This is a genomic window from Pseudomonas sp. B10 (assembly GCF_900156235.1).
Taxonomy (GTDB): domain Bacteria; phylum Pseudomonadota; class Gammaproteobacteria; order Pseudomonadales; family Pseudomonadaceae; genus Aquipseudomonas; species Aquipseudomonas siliginis.
Window position 1 is genome coordinate 5,590,117 of record NZ_LT707063.1, and the last position, 16,312, is coordinate 5,606,428.

The window sequence follows — 16,312 nt, forward strand, 5'->3', positions numbered from 1 at the left end:
CTGCCCAGGCGCGCCCGTCTTATTGCGGATACAAGGATTTTTATCGATGTCGTTACACCCTGATCTGGAAGCTTTCCTCGACTTGGCGCAAGACAGCCAGGACGCCGGCCTGCCGGCCATGCACCAACTGACCCCGAGCGAGGCCCGCGCCACCTTCGAGCAGACCACCGCGCAACTGCGCTGGCCGGCGCCGCAGGATGTTGAAGTCACCGAAATTGAGACACTGGCCCAGGATGGCGCGGCGCTGGCGTTGCGTTTGTATCGACCCAACGGTGTTGAATCGCCGCTGCCGGTGCTGGTGTATTTCCACGGTGGCGGGTTTGTGGTTGGCAGTCTGGATTCCCACGACGGCGTCTGCCGCGAGTTTTGCCAGCGCACGCCGTGTGCGGTGCTTTCGGTCGGTTATCGGTTAGCGCCGGAGCATCGCTTTCCGACAGCACTGGAGGATGGTGAGGACGCTTTGGCCTGGCTGGCCGAACAGGCTGTGAGCCTCGGCCTGGATGGTTCGCGGGTTGCGTTTGGTGGCGACAGCGCGGGCGCCACGTTGGCGACGGTGCTGGCGATTCAGGCGGTGCGGCAGCCGCACACGGTGGCGATCGCGCCCAAGGCGCAGTTGTTGTGTTATCCGGTGACCGATGCTTCGCGGGTGCATGATTCGCGGCTGTTGTTTGGCGAGGGGTACCTGCTCGAGAACGACACGCTGGAGTGGTTTTATCAGCACTATGCGCGTGGGCCGGAGGATTATCTGGATTGGCGTTTTTCGCCGTTGCTGGCGGAGGATTTGCGTGGGGTGGCGCCGGCCATTGTGCTGCTTGCCGGGTTTGATCCGTTGCTGGATGAGGGGCAGGCTTATGTCGACAGGCTGCGTGGGCAGGGGGTTGAGGTCGAGGTCGAGGTTTGTGCCGGGTTGACTCATGATTTGTTGCGGTTGGGAGCGGTGGTGCCTGGGGTTCTGGAGGTTTATTTGCGAGTGGGTGGGGCGCTTGCGCGGGCTCTGGTTTAGTGCGCATATCCGTTTCTGCGGGTGCTGCTGATTACGGTTCCGCCCTTACGGCGGGTCACCTTTTTCAAACGCCAAAAAGGTAACCCAAAAGGCTTGCTCCTACGTTCGGCCCTCGCAGGCTCGGGTTCCTTCGCTCCGGGACTGATCCGGGCGCAGCGGCTCCGGTTTGCTTCGCTGCACCTCCTTCCGCTGTGTCTGGCTGCGCCAGACGGTCGCTGCGCTCCCACGCCCGGATCAATCCCTCCGCTCAGCCTTCCGACGTCGCCGGTGGATCAAAAGCACTCGAGCTTGCGCTCATTGTTGAGTGGGGCGGCTTCGCCGCGGGCAGCTGCGCTGCTTGGCTTTTTGCTTTTTGTGGGAGCGAGCCTGCTCGCGAAGGCGGCCTGACAGCCGACCTGTTTCCCTCTGATGTACTCAATCCAATTGTAGGAGCGAGCCTGCTCGCGATGGCGATCTGCGAGGCAACCAATTCCTATCGAATTCACGCGATCCAACTGTAGGAGCCGCCGAAGGCTGCGATCTTTTGATCTGGCTTTTGCATTTGCTTTGTCTTTTGCTTTTGCTCTGGCGTTTGATCTTTTGCCCCTTCGGCAGGCTGCGCCCGGATCGGTCCCGTAACGAAGGTACCCCGAGCCCCAGCGAGCGGGCCGTACGCCGGGGCAAAGCCTTTTTGGTTACTTTTCGCTGGGCCGGCATTCCGGCGTTTGGAAAAGGTGACCCGCCGTAAGGGCGGAACCCTAAGTAGCCTTCACCGCAGCAACGGATATGCCCCCCAATCCAAAAAACCAAAAAGCCCCGCATCTCACAATGCGGGGCTCTCTCACAGCTCAAATCAAAAAATCAGAAGTCAGCCTTCACCGACATCACAAAATTGCGCGGATCCCCATAAAAGTTACCGAACCCCTCGGTACCAATGGTCGCGTAATAACGCTTGTCGAACAGGTTATTGCCGTTCAACGCCACCGACCAGGTGTCATCGATCCGATAACCAATGCGACCGTTCCAGACCGCATAACCCGCGCCGTCGACATTGTCCCCGCCCAGAGGCGAAACGCGGTAGGTGCCCGTCTGTGCATTGACACCCGCACCAATGGTGACACGGTCCAGCGGCCCGCTCAGGGCGTAATCACCCCAGACGCGCAACAGGTGACGCGGCACGTAAGAGTTGTAGACCGCGCCATCCTGAGTGGCGTCGGCATCTTCCAGCACTTTGGTCTGGGTGTAGGTATAACCGGCCAGCAATTGCAGGCGGTCGATCACTTCACCGCTGACTTCAGCTTCAAAGCCCTGGGCGCGGACCTTGCCCGAGTTGATCTGGCAGGAGCTGTCTTCGCACCGCAGGTCATCCTGGGCCGCGTCTTTCTGGATGGTGCGGAACAGGTTGAACGTGGTGTTCAGACGACCGTCGTACCACTCACCCTTGATCCCCAATTCGTAGCTCTGGCCAATCAGCGGCTTGAGCGTGCTGCCGTCGATGGTTTTGTACGAGCCTTGCGGGGTAAAGATGTCGGTGTAGCTGGCGTAGGCGGTCAGGTTGTCGTTGAGGTCGTAGAGCAGGCCGGCGAACGGCGTGACCTGGCCGGTTTCGGTGGACTGGGTGTTGACCTCGGTGCCTTCGCCACGGAAGTACTGCACCGAATCGGTGTCGGATTTGTACCAGCTGACCCGGCTGCCGAGTACCAGGGTCATCGGGTCGGCGAGTTTCAGGCGGGCGATCGAGTAGGCGCCGTATTGCTTGATGTGCATGTCCACCGGGCCGCCACGGGAGGCGTTGGCCAGGTAGTAGCTTTCATCCGGCTGCGGGATGTTGTGGTTCGGGTTGAACACGTTCTGACGCTGTGGCAATGCCGCCACCGCGTAGAAGTCGTCCTTGTGCGAACGGCTGGCGTTGGCGCCGACGATCAGTTCGTGCTGCTGGCCGAACGCGTCGAATTTGCCGTCGACGTAAGCATCGAAACCGTAGTCGCGCTGGTCGTAGTCATAGGTACTGCCGAGCATCAGCGTATTGGTGGCTGTGGCGCCCAATGGCACTGTGCCGCTCGGGAAGGAGTATTCCATGTCCTGGGTGTTGCGCGAGTACACACCGGCGACTTTCAGCGACCAGTCGTCGTTGAACTGGTGTTTGACGTCGGCGAAGTAGGTGGCGCGTTTGCTGCGCTGGTTGTTCCAAGAGGTGTTCAGGCAGGTGGAGCGTTTCAGGTGCAGGTCGGAGCCGTCGGCGTAGCGCGGCAGGCCGCCCCAGCACGGGGTGGCGTCGACGTCTTCATAGGCCATGCCCAGACCGAGGGTGGTGTCGGGGCTGAGGTCGAAGTCCAGGGCGCCGTAGTAGATCTGGTCGCGGCGTTCAGCCACGTCGTAGAAATACTTACGGGTCTGCTGGGTTACCACGGCGCGGCCACGGACAGTGCCGGCGTCGTTCAGCGGGCCGCCGGTGTCGACCTGGCCGCGATAGTTGTCCCAGGTTCCGGCCGACAGAGACAGCTGTGTGTGCGGGGTTTCCTGGCCGCGCTTGCGCACGAAGTTGACGCCGCCGGCGGTGCCGCCCGCGCCCTTCATCATGCCGGCCGCGCCGCGCAGGATTTCCACGCGGTCATAGATGGCCATGTCGCTGTTGAAGCTGTCCGCCTGCACGTAGCTGCTGCCGATGTCCAGCGGTACGCCGTCGTACTGGTACTGGCCGGTCATGCGGAAACCGCGCGAGTAGAAATACTTGCCGCCCATTGGCGAGTCGTAGACGGTGATGCCCGGGGTCTTCTCCATCACCTGTTCGATGGTGTTGAGGTTCTGGTCGTCGAGCATCTTGCGGGTCATCACCGTGACCGACTGCGGCGTTTCCTTCAGCGAGTGCACGCCTTTGCCGATGGTCACGCCGCCGGTGGTGTAGGAGTTGCTGCCTTCGGTGGTGGCGCCGAGGCGGTTGGCGTTGACGTTGGTCGGCGCCAGTTCCATCGCGCTGCCGCCGGTGGCCGGGCCGAGCACGGTGACGGTGTTGCCGTCACGCTGATAGCGAATGCCGGTGCCGCTGAGCATGGCCTTGAGCGACTCGTCATCCTGATAGCGGCCGTTGAGGGCGCTGGAGCGCAGGCCTTGCAGGCTTTCCGGGCTGTAGACGATTTGCAGGCTGGTCTGCTGACCGAGGGTTTGCAGGGCCTGGGCCAGCGGTTGGGCCGGGATGTTCAGGGTCCATTCCTGGGCCTGGACATACGGCGCTGCCGCGAGGGTCAGTGCCAGACCCAGGCCGCTACCGGCCAGGCGTGTGCGGGTCGCGCCGTGCATCAGCAGGGCTCGAGTCAGAGGGCGAAGCATGAAACGGGATGCGGACATGAGGTTAAGACCTTGGCAGGTATAGTTGTTAATGGTTCTTATTCATCTCATTAAGACGAGGAAGCCGCGGCAAACCGGAAAAGTTTTTTCTCCGGCCCGGTCGCGGCTGCCTCGATCAAGCGGTTTGCAGTTCGCTTCTGACCTTGCCGGCCTCCATGCGCACCAGTTGGTCGGCGACGTCGAAGTAACGGTCGTCGTGGGAAATCACGATGATGGTTTTGCCCAGACGCTTGAGGTCAGGGAGCAGCTCGGTATAGAAGATGCGCCGGAAGGTCGGATCCTGATCCGCTGCCCATTCATCGAACACCAGCACCGGCCGCTCTTCGAGCCAGGCATTGACCAGTGCCAGGCGTTTGCGCTGGCCGGTGGACAGGTCGGTGGTGCTGAAGGCGCCGTCGCGCACGCTGACCTTGTGCGCGATCTCCAGACGTTCGAGGTAGCGGGTGGCATCCTGCGGCACTTCACGATCGCCCTGAATCAGATCATCGAACAGATAGTAGTCGGCGAAGATCGTGGTGAAGTTCTGCCGGTAATCATCGCGGTTGACCGCAGTGATCGGCTTGTCGTTAACGCGGATTTCGCCCTCGGTCGGCGCGTACAGACCCAAGAGCAATTTGATCAGCGTGGTCTTGCCGCAGCCGTTCTCACCGACGATAAACACAATGTCGCCCTGTTCGATGCGCAGGTTCACCGGGCCGAGGCGGAACGGCTCGCTGCCTTCCACGGGCGGGAAGGCGTAGCGCACGTTGCGCAGTTCCAGGCTGTTGACGGCGGCCGGCTTGCTGCCCTGATCCTGCAGCAACAGGTGCGGTTCCGGTGAGGAGAACTGTTCACTCAGCTCGGCGATGCGGCGGAAGGCAATCTGTGCGCGGCTGATGATTGGCAGGGTGCTGATCAGGTGTTCCAGCGGCCCCTTCATGTACAGCAGCACCAGAACGAAACCGCTCATCACCGCTTTGTCGGCACTCGGCCATAGCGATTGCAGGGCCAGGGCCATGCCGATGACCACGAAGAACAGCATCGAGCCAAACGACTTGGCGATGACGAAGGTGTTGATCGATCTGATCTGGGTGTCGCAGATTTTCTCGGCGGTTTTCTGAATGCCGGCGACGAACATGCGCTGGCGACGCGGCCGGTGGATACGCAGTTCCTTGGCGCCTTCGGCAATTGCGTTGTAGTGCTTCTGCAGTTCGTCTTCGGAATCGCGCGCGGCGTAGAAACCGCGCATGCCCTTGGCCCGCGCAATCGCCTGGATGGTGGTGCCGATGGCGATGGCCACCAGCATCATCAGGAACATCGGCCACGACAGCATGGCAAGGTAGCCGAGGCAGCCAAGCGTCACGGTCATGGAAATCGCCAGCGGCGCGAAGGCGAAGGCGAAGTCGCTGATGGTGTCGACGTCGTGGGTCAGCACCGGAATCAGGCGATGGCTGCGATAGCGTTCGATCTGGTCGATCGGCGCCGACAGGACTTTCTCCCCCAGCTCTTTGCGCAGTTTGGCGATGATGTGCTGGCCGACGTAGTTGGTGCCGATGTCCGACAGGATCGTGGTCAGCAGGGCCAGGGCACAGAGGCCGGCGAAGATCATCACCACGGTGCGGGTCAGGCCGTCATCGGAATGCAGGGCGTTGTTGATGGTCGCCAGCAGCACGGTGACGCTCAGGCCGCCGAGCATGCCGAGCACGATGGACGCCGAGACGATCAGGCGGAAGGGCTTGAGCAGGGCGAACAATTCGTTGATCGCCCCGCGCGTAGGCTTGGTCATGGAGGATTCCTGCTTCGATGCGGAGGGAGTGCCGGTACTTAAGGAAAACGAATGGTCGCGGAGTTTCTTTAACCGAGCGCAGGCGTGGCTGCGCTCGTCGAGGGCAGTGTCAGAGGTCGCGTACTACGCGAAAGCCCAGCCAGTCGCCCTTGCTGGTCGGCCAGCTGCTGTTGCGGTTGCCCGAGCGCGAGAAGATCGGCGCTTCGCCCCAGTCGTTGCCGCGCATGACCTGGCGTTCGCAGTTTTCCTGGGTCCATGGGCGACCGTCGGCGGGTACGCCGGAGTAGTCCGGGTGGTAGCAATCGGCGGTCCATTCGTAGACGTTGCCGTGGGCGTCGAACACGCCAAACGCATTGGCCGGGAAGGTGCCGGCCGGCGAGGTGAAGTTGTAGCCATCGGCCGCGCCGTAAGTGTTGGCGTGCCTGGAAATCTGGTAATCCTTGCCCTCATCGAACGGGAACGGGAAAGGCCCGGTGCTGCCGCCACGGGCGGCGTATTCGCGGATCGATTCGCTTTGCAGGCGATAGGCGTGGCCGGTCTTTTTCGACAGCCAGTCGATGTAGCCCTGGGCTTCGGCGACGTTCATGCACACGGCCGGGTCGCGGGGCGTCTGTTTGAATTCCGGCTTGCCGGCGGTGCAACGGCGCCCCGGGCGATCATCGAAGTCGTAGGGCTTGTTGCCGGTCTCGCGCACATAGGCGTCCCATTCGCCCACCAGCACCTGCGAGCGGCTGATAGCGAATGGTTTGCTGAACGTCACGGTGTGCAGCGGGCCTTCGTCGGGTTGGCGGCCGACTTCATCATCCGGCGTGCCCATGGTGTAGCTGCCGGTCGGCAGCACGACCATTTCCGGGCAGTCCTTGCAGTCCTTGAACACTTTGCCCGCAGCAGGCGCGGTCGCCGCCAGCGCGCTGCCGGGCAACAGCGCAGCGCAGAGGGCGCTTAGCGCCAGTGCGGGCAGGGCTTTGGAGAGGAGTGACGCGTGAGGCTTTTTCATGGGTCGTCTCTTTAAAAGGAAAACGGCAGTCGAGGGTCAGGCACGCAGCTTTTTGCCGAGGATGTCCATGAAGCGATCCACTTCGGCTTCGCTGTTGAGCAAGCCCGGGGCGGTGCGAATCACCGGCCCGACGTCGCGACTGACCGCGTCGCAGATCACCCGGTTTTGCATCAGCCAGGCCGCCACTTCATCGCTGTCCTGGCCCCTGATCCGGAAGAAGGTGAAACCGGCGGAGAACTGCGAGTCGAGCGGGGTCACCAACTCGATGTTGCGGTGCTCCTGCAAGCGTTGCTTGAGGTAACTGTTGAGCTGATGAATGCGCGTCTGCACCTCGGCTTTGCCCAGTTGCAGGTGCAACTTGAAGGCTTCGTCCAGCGCCCAGCGATGCTCGAAGGCGTGGTAGCCGCCCGGGGTCATGATGGTCGAGAAAGCCGTGGCCTCGGAGAAGGTCGGCACGCTGGGGCTGACGTATTTCAGTTCTTCGGTACGGCTGCAGACGATGCCGGTGCCGCGCGGGCCGAACATCCACTTGTGCGTGCCGGCGATGAAAAAGTCGCAGTTCATCTGCGGGAAACTCAGGTCGTCGACGCCAAAACCGTGCACGCCATCAACCACGTAGATCAGCCGATCCTTGTCCTCGCGCTGACGGTTGTGCTCATCGACCAGCCGCGAGATCTCGCTGATCGGCAGCTTCACGCCGCTGCCCGAATGCACCCAGGTCATGCCCAGCACACGGGTCTCGGGGCGGATATTGCGATTGATCGTGTCGAGCACCTGATCCAGAGAAATGCTCTGCGGGGTTTCGAACAGCTTGAGTTTGCGCACGCGCGTGCCGTCACGCCGGCTGCGGAAATCGAGGATGTTGCGCGTCGAATAATGCTCGTGAACCGTGGTGAGAATTTCCTGATCCGCGCGCACCTGCACGCTGCCGTAGATCATCGCCAGGCCTTCGGTGGTGCTGCCGGTCAGGGCGATCTGCGCCGGTTTGGCTTGCAGATACTGGCCGGCCCAGTGGCGCACGTTTTCTTCGCGTTTCTCGGTGACGCCCAGATCCCAATCCATCGCCAGACCCGGATTCAGATCCAGCGCTGCGCGATGGCGTTCGATCGCTTCGCGCACCGGTTTCGGATGTGAGGTGACGAGGAAATTGGCGAAGTGAATCGCCTGAGGATCCTGATCGAACATTTGACGCAACTGCGCCCATTTGTCCCGCGAGGCATTCGGCACGGCAGCGACGGCCGCCGGTGCAGTCAGGCTGGCGCCCAGGGGCAGGGCGGCGGCGAGCAGGCCGGCCTGTTTCAGAAAAGTGCGACGATCGGTCATGGTCGCGCCACCTCCTGGCGTGACGCCAGCGCCGGTTTCGCGGCTTTTTGCACCTGATCCCAGACGCGCATGAAGTTGCCGCCCCAGAGCTTGGCGATGTCCGCTTCGGAGTAGCCGCGCTGCAGCAGTTCGGCGGTGACGTTGCGGATTTCGCCGACGTTTTCCCAGCCCTTGATGCCGCCGCCATCGTTGAAGTCAGAAGCAATGCCGACGTGGTCGATACCGATCTTGCGCACCGTGTAATCGATGGCGTCGCCGAAGTCCTTGAGGGTGGCTTTCGGTTCTTCTTCGAGGATCGCGTAGAGGCCGCTGGCGTACTGGCCGAGCTTCTGCTCCGACCAGGCGGTGATGATCGGATCGCCCGGCATCAGCGCCATGGCCAGATTAGGCAGTGGCGGCAGATCGAAGCGCGCACGCAGCGCATTGAGTTTGTCCTGTGTGCCTTCGGTCAACGGTTTCAGGTACTGCGAGAAGGCGACGACCTGCACCACGCCGCCACTGTTCTTGATCAGTTGCAGTTCTTTGTCGCTGAGGTTGCGCGGGATATCCACCGCCGCCCGGGGCGCCGAGTGCGAGGCCACCAGCGGTGTGCGGCTCAGTTCGGCGACTTGCTCAAGGGCCTTGGTGGACATCTGCGACACGTCGATGATCACGCCCAGATCGTTCAAGCGCTGCACCGCTTGTTTACCGATGTCCGACAGACCATTGAGGGCGTCGGGCGAGTCATTGAAAAACGGCAGCGGCCGCGACGAGTCGGCCCAGCTGTTGTTGCCGATGTAACTGAAGCCGAACATGCGCATGCCGCGCCCGGCCCACAGGTCGAGCTTGCTCAGATCGTTGCCCAGCGGGTAGGCGTTGAGCATGCTGATGAAAATCGCAAATTTGCCTTCGCCGTGCAGGCGGCGGAAATCATCCGGTGTGTAGGCGATGCCGGCCTGATTGGGAAAGTCGCGGACAATCCCGGAAATGATCTTGTAGCGCACTTCCTGCTGGTTGCGCGCCTCTTCGACAAAACCCTCGGTCGGACGGTGCGGGGCGTTCGGGCCGTTCCACATTTCCGGCCAGCCGAACACCGTCAACGCCGCGCCAGACAAGCGCCCACGATTGGCCTTGACCAGGTCGAACTGGCCCGAGCCATCCTTGTCGGCTTCGTGGTCGTGGCTGCCGAAACTCAGCGGCACGGTGATGTGGCTGTCGAACGACAGCAGGCGATCCTGCAACTCGGTCGCCTGTTTCATCACCTTCACCGGGTAGCCGGGGTTGTTCAGGTAATCCCAGGCCAGAAATCCTGCGCCGGCACTGATCGCCAGGGCCAGCGGCAGGCCGATGAATAGAGCCTTTTTCCAACGCGGTTTTGTCATTGCCATCTCATTCAGGTTCGCCGTCGAGGTGCAGGCGCAGGGGCCTTTGCTATCTGGGAAGAACGAGTGGCTGCACGGCTAATTTAGGTGTGCGTTACAAATGCCCGGCAGCGGCGCAGGGATGTTTTGCCGGCGGCGTAAATTTCCCCGCCGAGCAAACGTTCTAGCTTGGATAAAGCCTGCTTCATGGCTGACACAGGTAGGGCAATGACGATCTCTCGACGCTGGTTCATGGCGGGCATGGCACTCACGGGCGCCGCGCTGCCTGCCGCTTTTTATGCACATCGTGAACTGACTCGCGAGGAGTTTCCGATCACCCCGGGCGAGGCCACGGTCGATCTGGCGGACACCGCCGGGCAACAGCTGGCGGACAATTTGCGTGGGGTCTGGGACATTCGCTTTACCGGTGCGGCGGCGGGGCTTGATGGTCTGCCTGCGCAAGGTCTGGAACTGTTTCTCGACATCGCTCATCGTGGGCGCGGCCTGCGCGGTTATCTCGACACCGGAGCGAATCTGCGTGCCGAAGGGCCTGTGCGTTATCAAGTGGTTGGCGATCTGGCGCCGGGCAACGGCGCCGAGATGTATTGGCGCCTGCTGCGCACCGATGCGCCGCTGGCGCCACCGGTGTATGAATTCAAAGTCAAACTGGATGAAGTCTGGGCGGCGTTCGGCAATGCCGGCAGCGCCACGTTCACCGGGCAAGTGCTGCGCCTGGACCGGCCGTTGGCCTTGCCCGAGCTGGACAATCAGTTCATCGCTATCAAGCGGCGTTTTCCCGAGGCCCGTGAACGCACCGGGCTTAATCCGCAACTGTTGGCCTGGCTGGTGGCGCCCGAGCATCGCCTGTTCCACCAGCTCTGGCACGCCACCCGCGACAAGTGGCACAAGCTCTCGGAGAAAAAACGCGAAGCGCTGCGCGGCATCGGCTGGCAGCCCGGGCCGCGTGACAAGGAGCGCGACGCCCGTGGGCCAAGCAAGGATCGCAATGGCTCGGGCGTGGATTTTTTCTTTATGCACCGGCACATGCTCGGCATCGCCCGCTCGATGCAGGATTTGCCATCGTGGCCGGCGTTCCCGCAGCCGCAGCCTGAGCTGGAACGGGACCGCCAAGGCTTCGCGCGTTATTTCGACAACCACGACGGCAACTCACTGCCGCCGACCTGGCTGGCCGAGGGTGATGACGAGTACACCAAATGGGTCAGCGACATCAAAGCGGCGGAGACTTTTCAGAGCAATTTTCTGGTCTGGGAATCGCAGTACCGTGACCCGCGTTATTTGTCGAAATTGACCCTTGGCCAGTTCGGTTCCGAAGTCGAACTAGGCCTGCACGACTGGCTGCACATGCGCTGGGCCTCGGTGGCGCGTGATCCGTCCAATGACATTCCGGTGCCGATGGCGCGCGATCAGGCGGACTTCGCTGCGCGCTGGTATGCGCCGGAAAACGACTTTCTCGGTGATCCGTTTTCCTCCCATGTGAATCCGGTTTTCTGGCGTTTCCATGGCTGGATTGATGATCGCCTGGAAGACTGGTTCCGCGCCCATGAACGTTTTCATCCGGGCGAAGTGAGTCGTTTGGAAGTCAACGGCGTGCCGTGGTTTGCACCGGGACGCTGGGTGGAAGTCGCCGACCCCTGGCTCGGCCCCGACACCCACGGCTGCAGCACCGTGCCCGGCCTGCAAGTCGGACGCTCAGTGGAGATGGACCCGGAGACCATGAAACTGGCACTGCGCATCACTTTTGGCGACGAAGACAACATGACAGAACTGTTCCGCAAAGTACCACAGCGCCCCTGGTATGCGCGGCATCTGAAGGTCAAGGGCCGACAGCTCTAGATTGGTTCAAACCCACACTCTCTCTGAATTGGTCGCAATCCCTTGTAGGAGCGAGCATGCTCGCGATAGCTATCTCAAAGATACGAATCAACAGCAGATTTACCCTAATCCCTGTGGGAGCTGGCTTGCCAGCGAAGGCGTCAGTCCATTCGACGCACCTCTGTCAGATCACCCCCCAACCACCCCCCAACGCTTTGTACAAGGCAATGCTCGCCTGCAATCGCGACAGGCGCAGTTGTACGTTCATGTCCTGCGCGGCATAAAGCGTGCGCTGGGTTTGCAGGACGGTGAGCAGGTCTTCGGCGCCGGCCTGGTAGCGACTCTGGGCGATGTCGAAGGCGGTTTGTGCCTGGTTCAGTTCTTCGCTTTGCCATTGCCGTTGTTCATCGAGGCCACGAATGCTGCTGAGGGCTTTTTCGACGTCGGCGAAGCCGTTGATGATTGCCCCGCGATAGGTCTCCAGCAGTTCATCCTGTCGGGCCTTGGCCTTGTCGCGTTCGGCGCTGAGGCGGCCGTTGTTGAAGATCGGCGCGGTCAGCCCCGAGGACAGGTTGTAGAACGTCGTGCGCAGCAAATCGGCGGCCAGATCGGCGCCGCTGCCGAGGCTGGCGGTCAGGGTGATTTTCGGCAGCATCGCGGCGCGGGCGACGGTGACATCAGCCTGGGCTGCCGCAAGCTTGGCCTCGGCGCTGGCAATGTCCGGACGCCGACTGAGCAAGTCGCTCGGCACGCCGCTGGCGATGTCGGGCCAGTGCAGTTGGGCGAAGGATTGCGTGGGCAATGGTAACGTTTGTACCGGTCGGCCGAGCAGGGCGGCGAGGCTGATCAGTGCTTCGCGGGCCTGTTGTTGCACCAGCGGCAGGCGACGCTGTTGTTCGGCCACCAGGCTTTTCTGCTGGGCCAGTTCCAGCGCAGTGGCGCTGCCGGCGTCAAAACGGGTCTGCACCAGCTGCAGCACATTCTGCGCATTTTTCAGATTGAGTTCGGCAATGCGCGCCTGCTCACGCAAGGCCAGGGCCTGGGTGTAACTGTTGGCGACGCCGCTGAGCAAGGTCAGCTCGACGGTGGCGCGGTCGAACTCGCTGGCCTGCACACCGAACACGGCACTGTCACGCGCTGCTCGATTTCCGCCCCAGAAATCGATTTCGTAACTGGCGCTGAGCTCGGCGTCGTAATAATCCAGCGAGCGATTCTCCGGGCTGACATCCAATTGGCTGTAGCCCTTGCCGTGGATCAGTTTCTGCCGATTGGCATTCAGCCCGGCCTTGAGCTCGGGCAGCAGCGGGGCGCCGGCGATGGTTGCGCTGGCCTCGGCCTGTCTGACCCGAGCAACGGCGGCGGCGAGGTCGTAGCTGCCCAGCCGCGCCTGTTCCACCAGCCGCTCCAGTTCAGGGCTGCCGAATTGCGTCCACCATTGCCGATTGCTCTGCAGCGCGCCGGGGATGTCGGCGGACTGCCACGCGCTCGGTGGCTGCACGCCGCTGTCCAGGCGCGGCGCCGGGCTGCTGCAGGCCGCCAGCAACAGGCTGGCGGCAAGGAACGTCAGTCGCACTTTCATAGGTCGATCATTCACTGGTAAGGGCCGTGACCGGGTCAAGCCGGGCAGCTTTGCGGGCCGGCATAAAGCCGAAGATGACGCCGGTGACCAGCGCACAGGCAAACGCACCGATCACCGCCAGCCCTTGAAAGGCGATCGCCACGCCACTGAGCAACAACACGCCGCCGACCAACAGCGCCAGGCCGATCCCGGCGATTCCGCCGACCACCGAGAGCATCACCGCCTCGGTGAGAAACTGCCGCAGGATGTCGCGCTGACGTGCGCCGGTGGCCATGCGAATACCGATCTCGCGGGTACGTTCGCGCACGGTCATGAGCATGATGTTCATCACGCCGATACCGCCGACCAGCAGGGAAATCGCCGCAATCGCCCCCAGCATCAGCGACAGCGTGCCTTGCGTGCGCGCTTCGGCCTGGATCATCGCGGCATTGTTGGTCAGCTCGAAATCCTTCTTGCCGTGGTGTCGACGCAACATCGCCTGTTCGATCGCCTGTTCGGCGTCCTTGACCTTGCGCGCGTCCTTGGCGGCAATCACCACGTACTGCGGATTGCGGCTGCCGAACAGGCGCGTGCTCGCCGCCGAATAGGGCACGGCGATGCGGTTGTCGCTATCGGAGTCGCCGGAGCTGGCGCCTTTTTCCGCAAGCACGCCGAGGATCTGGAACGGCACGTTTTCGATGAGGATGTATTGGCCGATGGGGTCGGCGACCTCCTTGAGCAACTTGTCGCGGACCTTGGTGCCGATCACCGCGACAGCGGCGGCGCTATCCTCGTCGGCCTGGGTGAAGTAACTGCCCTGAATCACCGGCCAGTTGAAAATCTGCGGAAAGTTGGTGTCATTGCCGCCGACGTAGCTGCTGTGGTCGGCGTTGCCAAAGCGCACCCCGGCGGTTGAGCCGTTGACCGGCATGATCCGTTCCACCTGGGGCAGGGCGGACAGTTCGGCGACATCGTCGAGGGTAATGATGCCCTCCGGCGTACGCGGGTTCGGCGCCGAGCCGCTGAGGTAAATGATGTTGGAACCGAACGCGCCCATTTGCGCCATGACCTGACGCTTGCTGCCTTCGCCGACGGCGAGCATGACCACTACCGAGGCCACACCAATGACGATGCCCAGCAGGGTCAGCGCGGTGCGAAAGCGGTTGATCCACATCACTCGCCACGCCGCTTGTACAGCGTCGAGCAGTTCACCTTTCCAGGCGCCGGTCTGGCTGCTGCCGTTGCTCAGGCGCTGGCGCAGGTCGACCGCTTGCAACGCGCCGGGATTGGCCACAGGCGGCGCGCAGGCGTGCTCGGCGCTGTCACTGATGATCAGGCCGTCACGGATTTCGATGATGCGTTTGGCCCGTTGCGCCACTTCGCGGTCGTGGGTGATGAGGATCACCACATGGCCTTGATCGGCGAGTTCGTCGAGCAGGGTCATGACCTCGGCGCCGCTGTGGCTGTCGAGGGCGCCAGTCGGCTCGTCGGCGAGGATGATATGGCCGCCGTTCATCAGCGCACGGGCGATCGACACCCGCTGTTGCTGGCCGCCGGAAAGCTGATGCGGACGATTGCCAGTGCGAGTGCCGAGGCCGAGACGTTGCAGCAGTGCGTGAGCTCGGGCATGCCGCTCGGCGGCCGGGGTGCCGGCATAGATCGCTGGCATCTCGACGTTTTCCTGCGCCGAGCCGGACGGGATCAGGTGATAGCCCTGAAAGACAAACCCGAAGGCTTCGCGGCGCAGCCAGGCCAGTTCATCGCTGTCTAGCTGCGCGACATTTTCCCCGGCGAACAGATACTCGCCGCTGGTGGGACGGTCGAGGCAACCGAGAATGTTCATCAGCGTCGATTTGCCAGAACCGGAGGCGCCGACGATGGCGACGAACTCGCCGGCATGGATCGACAGATCGATCCCGCGCAGCACTTCCACCCGCGGGCTGTCACCACCGCCGTAGGCTTTGCGGATCTGCCGCAGGTCGATCAGGGGCGTGTGCATTCAGCCTCCATGACCAGTGGCCGGCGCGCTGAGAACATGCTCGCCCTCGGCCAGACCTTCCAGCACTTGGGTGCGCAGGCGATCGCTGATGCCGGTGCGTACTTCGCGCGCCTGAATATCACCGTTGGCAGCGACGATCTGCGCTCGCTGCCACTGCGGACGCGAGCCCGGTTGCAGGGCGGCAGTCGGCACGGTCAGGGTGTCTTGCGCCTGTTGCGCGACAAAGAACACCTGGGCGGTCATGTCGGTCATCAGGCTGTGATCGGCGTTGTCGACGTCGAGCAGCACGGTATAAAGAACCACGCGTTCGCTGCCGCTGCGGCCGTTGGTAGGACTGCCGCCTTGATTCTGTTCAAGCGGACGGGGCGGCACCGGCAGGATCTGCCGCACGCTGCTGCTCCAGCGCCGAGTGCCACCGCTGAGGGTGGTGAAGTAGGCGGTCATGCCCGGTTTGACGTGGCCAATGTCGGCCTCCGAAACTTCGGCCCACACCGTCATCGGCGACAGCCGGGCGATGCGCAGGATCAGCGGGGTCTGTTGCTGCGCGTTGAGGGTCTGGCCTTCGCGCGCACCGACGGCGACCACGGTGCCGCTCATCGGCGCATAGATGCGCGTGTAACCGAGTTCCGCTTCGTCACTGCGCAGGCTGGCCTGGGCCTGGCGGATCTGCGCCTGGAACATGTCGATGCGCGCCTGGGTTGCGCGAACCTCGGCGCGCGCGGTCTGCACGTCTTCTTCGCGGGTGGCGCCACCGGCGGCGAGTTTCTGCTGGCGCTGGTATTTCTGCTGCGCCAGATCGTGCTGGGCGCGTTGCTCCTGCAGCTGCGCCTTGAGGTTTTCGATGGAAAAGCGCCCGGCATCAAGCTTGGCTTTCTGTGTCGACGGGTCGATTTCCACCAGCAACTGGCCTTCCTTGACCGTATCGCCGGCCTCGACGTGAATCTTCTGAATCTGCCCCGAAGCCTGTGCGCCGACATCCACGTAGCGGCGCGGCTGCAAGGTGCCGAGCGCCGTCACGCTGTTTTCGATATCGCCGCGGCTGACCTGCACAGTGGCAACGGCGTCGCGACCGGGTGGCAAGACTTGCCAGGCAGCTAGGGCGATCACGGGAATCAGACAGAGGGCGACAAACAGCGCGCGACGGGCGGGGCGGGGACGATTCATGCAGGG

Annotated in this window: 10 protein-coding genes; 2 read left to right on the forward strand and 8 right to left on the reverse strand. The window is 62.7% G+C overall.

Features of this window, described 5'->3' with window-relative positions; genetic code table 11:
• The first annotated feature begins 46 nt into the window (after positions 1-46).
• Positions 47-1,003 (forward strand): alpha/beta hydrolase, encoded by a 957-nt coding sequence (locus tag BXA01_RS25300; RefSeq protein WP_076567029.1) that lies wholly within the window; start codon positions 47-49, stop codon positions 1,001-1,003.
• A gap of 840 nt (positions 1,004-1,843) precedes the next feature.
• On the opposite strand, the gene BXA01_RS25305 is transcribed toward BXA01_RS25300, so the two are convergent.
• From BXA01_RS25305 to pvdM, 5 genes are all read right to left on the reverse strand, one after another.
• A complete protein-coding gene (locus tag BXA01_RS25305) occupies positions 1,844-4,327 on the reverse strand; it encodes a TonB-dependent siderophore receptor (protein ID WP_172834019.1) in 2,484 nt (827 codons plus the stop codon).
• A 115-nt stretch (positions 4,328-4,442) separates the two neighbouring features.
• On the reverse strand, positions 4,443-6,092 hold the full coding sequence (locus BXA01_RS25310; protein ID WP_024012358.1) for a cyclic peptide export ABC transporter: 1,650 nt from the start codon (positions 6,090-6,092) through the stop codon (positions 4,443-4,445).
• A gap of 109 nt (positions 6,093-6,201) precedes the next feature.
• A complete protein-coding gene (pvdO, locus tag BXA01_RS25315; RefSeq protein WP_076567034.1) occupies positions 6,202-7,089 on the reverse strand; it encodes a dihydropyoverdine dehydrogenase in 888 nt (295 codons plus the stop codon).
• 36 nt (positions 7,090-7,125) lie between these two features.
• Positions 7,126-8,412, reverse strand: a complete 1,287-nt coding sequence (gene pvdN, locus BXA01_RS25320) for a pyoverdine-tailoring periplasmic protein PvdN (RefSeq protein ID WP_076567036.1) — start codon at positions 8,410-8,412, stop codon at positions 7,126-7,128.
• Entirely contained in the window at positions 8,409-9,773 is a 1,365-nt protein-coding gene (pvdM, locus tag BXA01_RS25325; protein ID WP_076567038.1) for a pyoverdine-tailoring dipeptidase-like protein PvdM, read from the reverse strand. The genes pvdN and pvdM overlap by 4 nt, the downstream gene beginning before the upstream one ends.
• A gap of 207 nt (positions 9,774-9,980) precedes the next feature.
• Between pvdM and pvdP the strand changes: the two genes are divergently transcribed.
• A complete protein-coding gene (gene pvdP, locus BXA01_RS25330) occupies positions 9,981-11,606 on the forward strand; it encodes a pyoverdine maturation tyrosinase PvdP (RefSeq protein WP_076567041.1) in 1,626 nt (541 codons plus the stop codon).
• A 163-nt stretch (positions 11,607-11,769) separates the two neighbouring features.
• Here pvdP and BXA01_RS25335 read toward each other — a convergent pair whose 3' ends face one another.
• From BXA01_RS25335 to BXA01_RS25345, 3 genes are read right to left on the reverse strand one after another with little or no spacing between them, the layout of a single operon-like run.
• Entirely contained in the window at positions 11,770-13,164 is a 1,395-nt protein-coding gene (locus tag BXA01_RS25335) for an efflux transporter outer membrane subunit (protein WP_076567044.1), read from the reverse strand.
• Between the two features lie 7 nt (positions 13,165-13,171).
• Complete coding sequence (locus tag BXA01_RS25340; protein ID WP_076567047.1) at positions 13,172-15,142, reverse strand: MacB family efflux pump subunit; 1,971 nt, start codon at positions 15,140-15,142, stop codon at positions 13,172-13,174.
• Complete coding sequence (locus BXA01_RS25345) at positions 15,143-16,306, reverse strand: efflux RND transporter periplasmic adaptor subunit (RefSeq protein ID WP_076567049.1); 1,164 nt, start codon at positions 16,304-16,306, stop codon at positions 15,143-15,145.
• Between the last annotated feature and the right edge of the window lie 6 nt (positions 16,307-16,312).